Annotated in this window: 9 protein-coding genes and 2 pseudogenes; 5 read left to right on the forward strand and 6 right to left on the reverse strand. The window is 64.8% G+C overall.

Features of this window, described 5'->3' with window-relative positions:
• Positions 1-113: 113 nt before the first annotated feature.
• A complete protein-coding gene (locus KZA10_RS01340; RefSeq protein ID WP_017828488.1) occupies positions 114-947 on the reverse strand; it encodes a purine-nucleoside phosphorylase in 834 nt (277 codons plus the stop codon).
• 48 nt (positions 948-995) lie between these two features.
• On the opposite strand from KZA10_RS01340, the gene KZA10_RS01345 reads away from it, so the two are divergent.
• Positions 996-2,444, forward strand: a complete 1,449-nt coding sequence (locus tag KZA10_RS01345; RefSeq protein ID WP_218681966.1) for an NAD(P)H-quinone dehydrogenase — start codon at positions 996-998, stop codon at positions 2,442-2,444.
• A 63-nt stretch (positions 2,445-2,507) separates the two neighbouring features.
• Here the strand turns inward: KZA10_RS01345 and KZA10_RS01350 are convergent.
• Positions 2,508-2,657: pseudogene (locus KZA10_RS01350) on the reverse strand (acetyl-CoA carboxylase biotin carboxyl carrier protein subunit); the annotation flags it as partial.
• Between the two features lie 272 nt (positions 2,658-2,929).
• On the opposite strand from KZA10_RS01350, the gene KZA10_RS01355 reads away from it, so the two are divergent.
• Positions 2,930-4,390, forward strand: a complete 1,461-nt coding sequence (locus KZA10_RS01355; RefSeq protein ID WP_218681967.1) for an MFS transporter — start codon at positions 2,930-2,932, stop codon at positions 4,388-4,390.
• 3 nt (positions 4,391-4,393) lie between these two features.
• Here KZA10_RS01355 and KZA10_RS01360 read toward each other — a convergent pair whose 3' ends face one another.
• From KZA10_RS01360 to KZA10_RS01370, 3 genes and pseudogenes are all read right to left on the reverse strand, one after another.
• Positions 4,394-5,221 carry an acyl-CoA thioester hydrolase/BAAT C-terminal domain-containing protein gene (locus KZA10_RS01360; RefSeq protein WP_218681968.1) on the reverse strand — a complete coding sequence of 276 codons (828 nt, stop codon included), beginning with the start codon at positions 5,219-5,221 and terminating at the stop codon, positions 4,394-4,396.
• Positions 5,221-5,508, reverse strand: a complete 288-nt coding sequence (locus KZA10_RS01365) for a hypothetical protein (RefSeq protein WP_218681969.1) — start codon at positions 5,506-5,508, stop codon at positions 5,221-5,223. The genes KZA10_RS01360 and KZA10_RS01365 overlap by 1 nt, the downstream gene beginning before the upstream one ends.
• A 188-nt stretch (positions 5,509-5,696) precedes the next feature.
• Positions 5,697-6,190, reverse strand: a pseudogene (locus KZA10_RS01370) (RtcB family protein); the annotation flags it as partial.
• A gap of 658 nt (positions 6,191-6,848) precedes the next feature.
• On the opposite strand from KZA10_RS01370, the gene KZA10_RS01375 reads away from it, so the two are divergent.
• From KZA10_RS01375 to KZA10_RS01385, 3 genes are all read left to right on the forward strand, one after another.
• Entirely contained in the window at positions 6,849-7,700 is an 852-nt protein-coding gene (locus tag KZA10_RS01375) for a hypothetical protein (RefSeq protein ID WP_218681970.1), read from the forward strand.
• Positions 7,697-10,822 carry a DEAD/DEAH box helicase gene (locus KZA10_RS01380; RefSeq protein WP_218681971.1) on the forward strand — a complete coding sequence of 1,042 codons (3,126 nt, stop codon included), beginning with the start codon at positions 7,697-7,699 and terminating at the stop codon, positions 10,820-10,822. Before KZA10_RS01375 ends, KZA10_RS01380 begins: the two co-directional genes overlap by 4 nt.
• A 163-nt stretch (positions 10,823-10,985) precedes the next feature.
• Entirely contained in the window at positions 10,986-12,365 is a 1,380-nt protein-coding gene (locus KZA10_RS01385; RefSeq protein WP_218681972.1) for a hypothetical protein, read from the forward strand.
• A gap of 208 nt (positions 12,366-12,573) precedes the next feature.
• Here KZA10_RS01385 and KZA10_RS01390 read toward each other — a convergent pair.
• Positions 12,574-12,775, reverse strand: a 202-nt coding sequence (locus KZA10_RS01390) for an IS3 family transposase (protein ID WP_218681973.1), incomplete at its 5' end; no start/stop codon positions are given.

Genomic DNA, 12,775 nt, shown 5'->3' on the forward strand with positions numbered 1-12,775 from the left:
CGCCCCTTCGTCGCCGGCGGCGGCACGGGTGATCACACCGGCCAGCTCGTCGCGCGTCTCGTGATCCGGGTCCTGTCGCAGCCAGGCTCTGGCCTGCGCGAGCAGCTCCTCGTTCACAGGGCCTCGACCACCCTCGCCAGGAGCGCGGAGATCACGGGTTCGGCCTCACGTCCGGCTTCGATCACCTCGCCATGGCTGAGCGGGGTCTGCTGGATGCCCGCGGCGAGGTTGGTGATGAGGGAGAAGCCGAGGATCTCCATGCCGGCCTCACGGGCGGCGATCGCCTCGAGCGCGGTCGACATGCCGACGATGTGACCGCCGATATGCTTGGCCATCTGCACCTCCGCCGGGGTCTCGTAGTGCGGGCCGCGGAACTGCGTGTAGACGCCCTCGTCGAGCGTCGGATCGACGGTGCGGGCGACGTCGCGCAGGCGCTTCGAATAGAGGTCCGTGAGGTCGACGAACGTGGCGCCCTCGAGCGGGGAGTCTGCGGTGAGGTTGATGTGGTCGCTGATGAGCACGGGCTGACCGGGCGTCCACGTCTCGCGGATGCCGCCGGCGCCGTTGGTCAGCACCATGATCTTGGCGCCGGTGGCGGCGGCGGTGCGCACGCTGTGCACCACGCGACGCACGCCGTGAGCCTCGTAGTAGTGGGTGCGTGCACCGATGACGAGCACGTTCTTGCCGTCGGGGGTGCGGATGCTGCGCAGGGTGCCGACGTGGCCTTCGAGCGCGGGCTTGGAGAAGCCGGTGACCTCGGTCGCGGGGATCGTCGCGACGGTCTCGCCGATGATGTCGGCGGCCTTGCCCCAGCCGCTGCCGAGGGTGAGGGCGATGTCGTGCTTCTCGACACCGGTCAGACGTGCGATGTCGGCTGCGGCCTGCGCGGCGACCTCGAACGGGTTCGCGGTCGGGTCGTCGAGGGGGTTGCTGTGCGTTTCGGGCATGGATCCACTCTAGGAAGGTGCAGGCTCGGGTGCCAGGATTGCGCGAGAATGGATTCCATGTCTTCCACCACTTTCGAGCGCACTCAGCGCGTCGCCGTCCTCGGCGGCGGTCCCGGCGGCTACGAGGCGGCCCTCGCGGCTGCCCAGTTGGGGGCCGAGGTCACCCTGGTCGAGCGCGTGGGAGTCGGCGGATCCGCCGTCCTCACGGACGTCGTGCCCTCGAAGAGCCTGATCGCCACCGCCGATGCCGCCGTCGCCATCTCCGAGGCGAGCGACCTCGGTGTGAACTTCTACGCGAAGGGCGATCACTCCAGGCCGCTCAAGCCGGAGATCGCGATCAACCTCGCCGCGGTGAACAAGCGCCTGCTCGCACTGGCGGGTCAGCAGTCCGAGGACATGCGCGCCACGCTCCTCGAAGCCGGGGTGCGCATCCTGTCCGGACACGGCCGCCTCGAGGGGCCCACCGCGATCATCGTGTCGACGGGCCAGGGCGGCACCGACTTCGACCGGGTCGAGGCCGACACGATCGTCGTGGCCGTCGGCGCCTCGCCGCGCGAGCTCGACTCGGCCAAGCCCGACGGCAAGCGCATCCTGACCTGGACCCAGCTGTACGACATGAAGGCCCTTCCCGAGCACCTCATCGTGGTCGGATCCGGTGTCACGGGTGCGGAGTTCGCCTCCGCCTACATGAACCTGGGGGCGAAGGTCACGCTCGTCTCGAGTCGCGATCAGGTGCTCCCCGGCGAGGACAAGGATGCCGCAGCCGTTCTCGAGAAGGTGTTCAAGCGCGGGGGGATGCAGGTGCTCTCCAAGTCCCGCGCCGACCGGGTCGAGGTCACCGACGAGGGCGTCACGGTCACGCTGTCCGACGGGCGCACCGTCGACGGCAGTCACTGCCTCATGGCGGTCGGGTCGATCCCGAACACCGCGGGCATCGGTCTGGAGGAGGCCGGCGTCGAGCTCGACGAGTCGGGGCACGTCCGTGTGAACCGCGTCGCGCGCACCTCGGTCCCCAACGTCTACGCCGTCGGCGACTGCACGAACTTCTTCCCGCTGGCCTCCGTCGCCTCGATGCAGGGCCGCACGGCCGTGTTCCACGCCCTGGGCGACATCGTGATCCCGCTCGAGCAGATCAAGATCACCTCGAACATCTTCACCGCGCCCGAGATCGCCACGGTCGGCTACGGCGAGAAGGACGTCGAGGACGGCGTGGCCGACGGCCTGGTCTACAAGCTCCCGCTCGCGGCGAACCCGCGCGCGAAGATGATGGGCATCAAGGACGGCTTCGTCAAGCTCATCGCGCGCAAGGGATCGGGCACGGTGATCGGCGGCGTGATCGTCGCTCCCAAGGCCTCGGAGCTGATCTACCCGATCGCGGTCGCCGTCGAGCGCCGTCTCACGGTCGACCAGGTCTCCCGGGTCTTCGCGGCGTACCCCTCGCTGTCCAGCAGCATCACTGATGCGAGCAGGGCGATGCACCTCGTGAACATCTCCTGATCCACGGAGACATGCGAAAGGCGCCCCACCTCGGTGGGGCGCCTTTCGCGTCGATGCGGTGCGTCAGCTGATCGTGAGCAGCTGGTGTCCTGCGGAGACCGTGGCGCCGGCGTCCGCGTTGATGTTGCCGACCACGCCGTCCTTGTGCGCCTGCAGCGGCTGCTCCATCTTCATGGCCTCGAGCACGACGACCAGGTCGTCAAGGGCGACCTGGTCGCTCCCCGGCGTCCCCGCCGTGCCGTACGTGATGATGGCGGCCACCGATTCGCGGCATTTCCATCGCTTCTCACCTGCCGTCTACCGCTTCGCGCCGCTGGAGATGTCCAACGCGCAACGCGCGTCGATCCATGGCGTCGACGAGAGCGTGGAGATCGCCTCTCTCGAGCGCGGAGAGCGATTCCATCGGGCGCTGCTCGAACGGCTAGGGTGATCTCACCCTTCTCTCGGATCGTGCCGGGGGACCCGATGCAGAAGCAGGAGACGCGATGACGCGCACCCGCACCTTGGGCACTCTCGCCGTCGTGGTCGGCTTCCTCGCCTTCGTCGAGTTCACCAGTGGCGTGCTGCAGGGCTACTACACGCCGATGCTCACCGACATCGCCCGTCATCTGGGCATCCACGATGCCGACGTGAACTGGCTCGAGGGTGCGCAGCTCATGCTGTCGGCGCTCGTCGTGCCGGCTTTCGCGAAGCTCGGCGACATGGTCGGGCACAAACGGATGCTGCTGATCTCGACCGCGGTCACCGCGGCGGCGGCCCTGGTCCTGCCCTTCACCGATTCGTTCCCGGTCTTCCTCGCGGCGTGGGCGTTGATGGGCTTCTACGTCGTCTGGCTCCCTCTCGAGGTCGCCCTGATCTGGTCGAGGTCGCGCCGGATGGAGGGGCGCTCCTCGATCACTGCCAAGGCGGCGGGCCTTCTCGTCGCCGCGCTCGAAGGCGGTGCGATCATCGGTGCGCTCGTCGGTGGCGCGCTCATCGACGTGCTGCCCCTCACCATCGTGCTGTTGATCCCGGCCGTGCTGATCGTGGTGTGCTTCTTCGTGATCCTGTTCGGGGTCAAGGAGTCTCCCGATCCCACGGGCGGCATCTTCGACACGATCGGTCTCGTGCTCATCTCGCTCGCCCTCCTGTGCTTCACCGGCGGTCTCAGCCTGCTCCGCCTCGAGGGTGGCCTGACTAATCCCTGGTCCTGGGCAGTCGTGATCCTCGGTGTCCTGCTCGTGATCCCATTTGTGCTGTGGGAGCTGCGCTGCGCCGACCCGCTCATCGACGTGCGCATGTTCCGCTCGCCTGCGCTCGGCCCCGTCTTCCTCACAGCCGGCCTCTTCGGGGTCAGCGTGCTGGGCGCGCAGGCTCCGCTGTCGACGTTCGCCCGCACCGATCCGACGGTCTACGGATACGGTCTGGGCACGAGCGGGTTCGCGACCTCGCTGATCATCGGCGTCTACCTGATCGCCATGATCACGGGTGCTCTCCTGTTCTCGACGGTCGCGCGGTGGGCGACGCCTCGTCTGACCCTGATGGGCGCCTCGGTGCTGGTGGGCATCGGGTTCCTGTTGTTCCTGCCGTTCCACGACACCTACGCACAGGTGATCACGAACATGGTCGTCGTGGGACTGGGCTCCGGCGCGCTGGTCGCGGCGCTCCCTGCCGCTGCGGCATCCGCGGCTCCGGCCACGCAGACGGGGGTGGCGACGGGGCTGACCAACTCGGTCAAGACCGTGGGTGGTGCGATCGCCTCGTGTGTGTTCGGCATCGCGCTGTTGCACGGAGTCGCGAGCACCGCGGGGGCGACCGAGGGGACCGCCGGTTCGCTCGCCGGCTACTTCACGGTGTGGATCGTCTGCGGAGTGACTGCGCTCGTCGCCGCCGTGATCCTCGTCTTCGTCCCGAAGACCGCGTTCACCGATCGGACGGCGGAGGCAGAGGTCGCTCCGGCGCTCTGATCCTCAGACCCGCAGGTCGAGGGCGTGCACGATCTGTGGCCACGCGAGCGCGCCGAGTTCCGCGTCAGCGGAAGGAGACCCGCCGCGCGCCATCGTCACTCCGCCGGCCGCGACCGTCTCACCGGGTAAGACCATCCTGTGCCCCGCAGCAGGGTGAGTGACCACCGTCTTCTCCCGTCCGTGCGCACTCCGGCGCGCGGAGATCTCGGCGGCGAATCGGCCACTCGGCCAGACGCGGTCGTCCCCTCCCGCGATCAGCACGACGACACCGGTGATGTACTCCGTGCGGATCGCTGCGGCCGCGGCCGCGTCAGGAGCGCGATCGATGCTCGCCTCGTACAGGGATCGGTACTCGGGCGGCACGGTCGACGACACCCAGGACGGATCGAACGACACGGCGGGCAGCGGCGTGCCCCGGCTGGTCCAGTGCGACGACCAGTCTCCATCGGTGAGCCCGGCCCAGACGACGGATGACGGAGCGACGGCCACCGTCGCGTCGACCGGGTGAAGGGAGGCGGTCACCAGGGCCGCCTCCGCTCCGAACGACGTACCGAAGATCGCGACGCGATCGGCGTCGCGGCGCAGGAGATCGAGCTGATCGATGAACAGCTCGATCGGCACCTCGTGCGGTGCGGGGCGCTGGCCCATGCCGCCGAACCAGCGGATGGCGCGCACCCGTGCACCGTGCCGTGCGAGCAGGTCGGCCCGCTGGGACTCGACCCGACCGCTGGACCCGGCGAGGAGCAGCACGGCTGTGCCGCAGGGAACTTCCGGAAAGGCATCGTGCCGGTCGGCATGCGGTACCGAGGCGTGACGGCGAGGCGTCGTCATCACTCGCGGTCGAGGCCGAAGGTGCGCTTCACGATGGCCTGCACGTCGCGGTCGAGACCGTCGATGCGGGCGTTCACGGAATCGAAGCGGGTGTTCACGGAATCGAAGCGGGCGTTCATCTCGGTGCGCAGCCCGTCGATCTGGCCGTTCATCTCGGTGCGCAGGCCGCCGATCTCGCTGCGGAGGATCCGGACGAACAAGGTCGACACCACGGTGACCGTGCTGAACATCAGCACGGTGAACGACCCGATCATGGTCCAGATCTGCGCGTCATTCAAGAATCCCACTCCCTCATCGTCGCATCGATTCGGCAAGCCTGCCAGAGCGCGGGAGGCGAAGATATCGGTCGTCTGAAAGACGCGCACAACGTGCTTCTGTGTTCTCTTGTGGAGGATAGGTCGGCGCCCGCGGTCACGCGGCAGAGCGGTAGCACCGACCAGAGACCGGGCGGTGTGATCCCACCGCCCGGTCCTGCTCAATCGCCCTTCACGTTGACGAGCTGGCGGAGCGGGTGCCGGATGGACACCAGGCCCGCCGCATCCGCCATTACCTGATCGATCGGCTTGTACGCCTGGGGGATCTCGTCGATGAAGGCATCGGTATCACGGAACTCGATGCCCGTCATCGCCTCCCGCAGCTGGTCGTGCGTGAAGGTCCGCCGGGCCGCCGAACGGGAGTACTCCCGTCCGGCACCGTGCGGTGAGGAGTTCAGCGACTGCGGGTCGCCGAGCCCGTCCACCACGTAGGAGGCGGTGCCCATCGACCCGGGGATGAGCCCCGGCCGACCTGCGTCGGCCTGGATGGCGCCCTTGCGTGACACCCACACCTGCTTCCCGTAGTGCTTCTCGGACTCCGTGAAGTTGTGGTGGCAGTTGATGCGCTCCTGCTCGTCGAACGGGTGCCGAGGAACTCAGACACCTGGCGGATGACGCGGTCCATCATCTCCTCGCGGTTCAGCAGCGCGAAGTGCCAAAGCCGATGGGCTAGAAGCGCGCGGCTCTCGGGCGACACCGTACCGCTGGCTAGAGGCAGCGGGTTGGGGACGCCTCGCTCCCTTCTCCCGCGCCCTCGGTGAATTTTCTCACCTTCAGGAGCGGTCAAGACATGACGAATCTCGCGAACTGCTGACAGCCATCCAGCGCTCTGCACTCTCGGGACTTGAGGTGCACACAGGGCGTGCGCGCGCCTTAGAAGAGGTCTCGCGAATGCTCTCGCACGAAGTGGCCGCAACCTTGGACGAGATCGATCCGCACCTCAGCACAGAATTTCGAACTCGAGTCCTTCTCGAGACGACGGAGGAGACTGAGACGCGGCTCGTGTCCTGGCTGAATCGGGCGCTGGAGTATCGCTCGCATTCCTTCGGATAAGCCAACTATCCGATCCCGGTCCCAGATTCTGTTCTGACCCCCGACGAAGCTGCGCAAGTTTCGGACGACCTCAATCTGTCGTCCGCGCCGTCCCCGTCGGTTCACCCAGACTGAGCATCGGACGTACCCGCTCAAGTTCCAACCCCTGTGCTAGAACCGCGATAACTGCGTGTCGCAAAGGCCCGTTGCAAAGGCGCGTCCGACCCCATGGCTATGCTTGCGTTCCATGGGGGCACACTGATGGGCTCGGGGGCACGCTCGTGAGCGACGGAATCTCATTCGCGCTCGATGAACACGGCGCGGATCCACATCGACTCGTCATCTTGTCGGCGACCGATGCCGACTGGCTTGAGCGACTTGCGGAGATGTACCGAGTTCTCCGCACTGCTCGCCGCTTGCCCGACCCCGTGCCGGGAGCCTTGCCCCCGCTCGCTGGGGTCGACGTCCTCGATACGACGCGCTTGAACCGCATGCTCGCCGACACGCAGATTGCGAAGCGCAGCGGCGGCAACTTCGACGTGCTCCGCTCCGATCTCGCCGAAGTGCTGCTAGGTCATGTCGGAGAACGCCTCGGCGGATTCCGCTACGGTTACATTTCTGTGCGAGACCGTGAGTCGGCCCGTCAACCCGGGCGAGGCATCGACCAAGTCGGCGTGCGCATAGATCAGAATGATGCCATTCATCTCATGCTCGGCGAAGCCAAGGTATCGAGTGATCCCGTCGCACCGCCTCGAGTCGTCGACTATAACGAGGACTCGCTCAGCAAATCCCATGCGAAGCAGCTGAAGATGCGCGCCAGCACTCTTGAGCGCATCATGCAGGCGTACCGATACTGCACGGATCCGGAGACACAGACGATGTTCGGTCTGGCCGGCATGCAATTCGAGGACATCGACCCGAGACTCATCGTGCACCTCACGAGCCTGCTTGTGAGGCCCTCGTCCTTGGCAGCACCAGCAGACTTCGGGTCGTATGCTGATACGCCGGACCAATTTACCCCCGGTGTCATCGACTTCTACCTTGTAACCACGGACACGGACGACATCGAAGCTCTCGTCGACAAATTCGCTGAACTCATCGGCGTCGACTCTGAAGAGGAGGACGCCGCATGAGCGACCTCCGATCCGTGTTGGAGGCTTCGGGCGTTCACCAGATCAGTCGTGACGCGGAGCAGGCATCGATCATTCAGCGCGTGATGCCGTCCGGCGGCGCAAACTTGATGCGGCGCTCGCTTGCTCGCGCTGCAGACGTGCTCGAAACGCGAGCGCTCAGCCTGACTGGCAGGGAGCAGACCAACCTCTTTTCTCAAGCATTCGCGTGCTGGCGTGACGTCGCAGACGCCGGCGTCGCCGAGGTCCTTCTGCTCGAAGATGGCTACCTCGACCGAAACCTCGCTCTCGCGTTCCATCTCGGTGTCACCGGTGTGCTCGCGGAACGTCCCAGCGAAGCCGAGCATGCCCTGGCCCAGGTACTGCCCTCGGCGTCGGAGATGCGTTCAGGGCTCACAGCTGACTCGCCCCGGGACTGGCGAGATCTTCTTCTCCGGGATGTAGCGATCGCCGTCACTCTCCTGATACGAAAAGACGACGGCTGGGCTGACGTTCAGCTCGCGCTTGAGTTAATGGACGGCCTTCGCGCAAAGCAGACCGAGTGGGAAGAGAAATATCTCGACGGAGGCGACGACACTAGCGCAGACCGGCGCGTGATGGAGCTCGTGGCGTGCTACCACCTCGCCCAGCTCGTGACGACGACAGGCACATATCTGCAGTCGGGCAACGGTGGTCGCGGACGCGTCGTCGCCGAACTCGAACGTCACCGCGACCGCGCTCTCGAAGCGGCCGAGCAGATCCACGATGGTGTACTCTCACGGCTCGCACGCATGACCTCAACGGTGGCCGTCGTCATGGTGTCCGGTTCTGTGTGGGCTCAACTGGGCGGTGTCGGCGCCAAAGTTGAAGAGTTCGCTGCCCAGCTCGCTAGCGCTCAGGCGGCGAAGCCGCTATTCGAGCTGTGGCCCTCCCAGAAGCAGGCGTTGCAGCAGAATCTGCTCGACGCATACGCGCGAGCAGTCGTGGTGCAGATGCCAACAAGCGCTGGAAAGACGCTGCTCGCGAAGCTATCCATTGTGCAGACGCTCGCGCTCAACCCGAAGTCAACCATCGCGTACGTTGTTCCCACGCGTGTTCTGGTGAATCAGGTCATGGATGAGTTGCGTCGCGACCTTCGCGGACTCGGCTACACCGTCGAGCAGGCAACCCCTGCGATTCAGATCGACCCGACTGAAGATGCGCTCCTGGAGACGCCGCCATCGGTGCTTGTCACTACGCCCGAGAAGCTCGATCTCCTGGTCCGCGACAGCCACCCCTCTGTGGCGAACTTGTCACAAGTCGTCGTCGACGAAGCGCATAACATCAGCGATGGCGTGCGTGGAGCCAAGCTCGAACTCCTTCTAGCCACTATTCGTCGCGACCGGGCAAACGTCCGCTTCTTGCTCCTTTCACCTTTCCTTCCCGGCTCGGAAATGCTCGCCGACTGGCTCGGAGATGACGAACGTGCAACCCCCATTCGAGTAGAGTGGCGGCCTAATCAGCGCGTCGTGGCGTCAATCGACGTCCACAAAGTGAAGAACCTCGACTACGACGTCTTCCTCGAAACAGCTGAGGCCGCCGACAAGAGCAACCTCCCGTCCGGATTCCGGATGCAACTCAGCAACGAAAACAGTCGCCCGAGCTCTCTGAAGGAACTCACCGCCATCGCGACAAACGCACTGCGTCATCGCGACGGAGTTACCCTCATCCTGTGCCGAGGAAAGTCCACCGCGATGAATCGGGCGGAGGAACTCAGCGAGAGCATGCCGCTCATACCCGGATCCGCGTTTCGCAGCGCTGTCATCGCGCATGTGCGTGACGAACTCGGGCCGAAGAATCCGCTCGAGCCGCTCCTCATTCGAGGCGTCGCCTATCACCACGCAGGGATGTCGCATGAAACACGCCGGCTTATCGAGCAGCTGGTCAATCGCGGAGAGATCCGCATCGTCTGCGGGACAACGACCCTCTCCCAGGGGGTGAACTTCCCGATCAACAACGTCATCATCGAGTCACGGCAGAAAGGCCGTGGCGGGGAGATGACGTTCGCGGACTTCTGGAACACTGCGGGAAGGGCGGGTCGCGGACGTCTCAGCGACCTCGGAGTCGTCGCATATCCCGTCGTGACCGAACAGCAACGAGATGGTTGGGAAGAGTTCCTCCGCCAGGAAGCCGCTGAGGTCGCATCGCAACTGACCGGGCTCATCGCCGATGTCGACGCTATTGCCGACGACCTGGGGTACACGGCGCTAATAGCGCACGAGACCCTGTCGCCTTTCCTGCAGTACCTTGCGCATGCCATGAAGGTGTCGGGAGCGAAGAACGCGGCGGAGGACGTCGAGGATCTCCTGCGGAATAGCCTCGTCTACCGACAGGCGGTCGCCCGGGACCAGGAACTAGGCGCCCGGCTGGCGAAGCTGTGCCGCGCGTACCTACAAAAGGTCGGACCGAACCCGGGCCTTGTCGCCCTTGCGGACGGCACTGGGTTCTCGACCATCACCGTCGACATGCTCCGCAACCGAGCGACCCGAGACACCACTATCAGTGACCACTCGTCGTGGATGCCTGGGGAGCTGTTCGGTAAGGACCTCAGCGTTTTGACCGGTCGTGTCAACATGCTCGGAGCCTTGCCCGAGTTGGATATCGGAAACGATGACTTGAATGGTCCGTTCAACCCTGCGCGCATTGCGGAAATCCTTCGAGACTGGGTTTCCGGAACGAGTATGGAAGACATGGTCGCTAAGTACGGCGACAGGAAACAGCTTCCGTATGCGCGCTCGGCGAAATTCGCGAGCTACCTGTACTCCACCCTCGCGTCCAACGCGAGTTGGGGTATGGGTGCTCTTCAGCGCGTGGCGTGGGCTGGGACGGAACCCTCCGAGGGAGATATCGGCGCCTACGTTCCGTCGATGGTCTTCTACGGTGTGAACACACGGGAGGCCATCTGGATGCGGATGGTCGGTCTACCGCGCGAGGCCGCGCGACGAGCGGCGTCGGCATGGTCAGCCGCTGGCCGCTCCGAGCCCGAGTCTTACAGCGAATTGCGTGAGTTTGTGGGCGGAATGACTGCAGGCGACTGGGACCGCTATGCGGGCGCCAGCAACGTCAGCGGCGACCAGATGAAGCTGCTCTGGGACGAGTTGGGGTGAGTGGTACGCGCAGGGCCTACCCGGCTCTCGCTACAAACGCTGTGAATCCGACTCGTGTTCGGCTGCAGTAGGAGTCGTCGTCGGCCGCTGTCGGGCTCCCGCAGCCGACGCTTGAGTGTCCGGTTTTGAGAGGGCCAACCTCTCCCAGTGAAGGATCATGTTAATGAAACGTACGTTGCATCCCACGGGCGATTTTCAGTGCAATTGGCACATCCCAGGCGAGGACGGGACTCTACGCAGCTTCCCCGGAACTCTCGCGGTTCGTGGCGGCGAAAGGCCCGCCGGAGACATGCACGGCGTGGACCCCTCCGAAGCGGAGGATCAGTATCCGATCCGGCGAAGGTATCCGGTGTTGACCGCCACACTAGCGAGCGGCGGATCCGTGCTGCTAACCGACGTGGAAGTCGAAACTTTCATGCCGGGGCGGGCGTGGGTGCAGGCGGGCGCCGCAGTGATCTCTGTCGCATCGTTCGTAGGCGGGGTTGTGCCACAAGCCAACGAGATCGAGCTTCAGATTGAGTCTCTCGACGCCCTTTCCGGAATCATGCCGCTCAAGCCAGATGACTCAGGGGCCGACTCTTGGGCTGCCCGCCGCAATCCTGAGGCGATCCTGACGTGGGTGGATGCCGGGATCACCATGACTCTCGACTACGTGGTGACGTCTGGTGGCTTGGACCCCTTCTCGCTGCGGGTCGAGGCTAGCCCCCGTCTGACTATCCGCTCCGAATCATCCTTGACGCTCGCTCAGTGGATCGATGATTGGGTGGAACCGATGCAGCGGGTGTGCTCCCTCGCGTCAGGGCGTGCTTGTCGAGTGACGTATGTCGTGTTGAGGGCCAGCTCAGGCGAACCTGGTCAGTTGTTGCAGCTATACGCCCGCGGGATCACGCAGGAACCCTATGAATCCGAATATCGCGAGATCTTTGGGCGCACGACGGGCGTGAACCTTCGGGGTGACGACGTTTCTCTGCTCACCCTGGCTCGAGGGTGGCAGGTGGCGCGGGACGAGCAGCACCCGATAGTGGAGACCTATGGGTCAATGCTTCTCGTTAACGATCATCCCCGCTCACGATTCTTGCTGCTACTTCAGGCACTTGAAGGCGCGCATGGCTTTCAGCACAGGAGCGCGTTCGAGGAACGTCTCGCATCGCACGAAGCCAAAGTAGAGGCACTTCTCGTGAAGGTTCGCGCCTGCACGAATGCGAAGGACCGAAACAAGATCAAGAGCGCGATGAAACTCGTTCATCCCGGTCTGGAGGAAGCGCTCACCGACGTCTTCGATTTGCTTCCCATCGACACGCTGCCGTGGTTCGAACGGACATCGCTCGTGAAGCACGTCAGGGCGAGAGAGAACGTGACTGTGGTCGGAGCGCTCCGCACTGTCCGCAACGACCTCGCGCATGGTAATCGCGGCTACGACACCGATGACCTACGTCGAGTCGTGTTACTGCTAGACCGAGTTGTTAGGGCGCAGGCCCTCAAACATCTTGGCTGCTCAGAACCGACGATTGAGAGGGTGCTCCGCAGCGGTGGAAAACGCTGAAGACATCCATCGGGCTACCGGTTCTGCACCACCAGTCAACATGCGCGCAGTCAACTGACGGTTGATGCCGACGTCGCGCAGCACCGCATCGGCACCGCACCGGACTAGCTCTCAGAGGCCAATGTTCTACTGGGGGGACTGCTGACGGTTTGGTTGGCTCCAACGCTGTGAGGATTTTGAAGCGCCCTGGGTCTGATGGAGACTCGCGCTATTTGATTCCGACCAGCAGGTTGCGGTCGCCGTGGACAGCATAGAACGCGTTCTCGAACTCGGCGGGTGGGATGTCGCCGAGGTAGCCGTGGAGGCGCTGTGTGTTGTGCCAGTGCACCCATCCGAGGGTCGCGAGCTCGAGATCTTCGATGGTCTTCCACGGCTCGGGGCGTGCGGGGCCTCGGACGAGTTCGGCCTTG

The organism is Microbacterium sp. BF1, assembly GCF_019279095.1.
GTDB classification, from domain to species: domain Bacteria; phylum Actinomycetota; class Actinomycetes; order Actinomycetales; family Microbacteriaceae; genus Microbacterium; species Microbacterium maritypicum.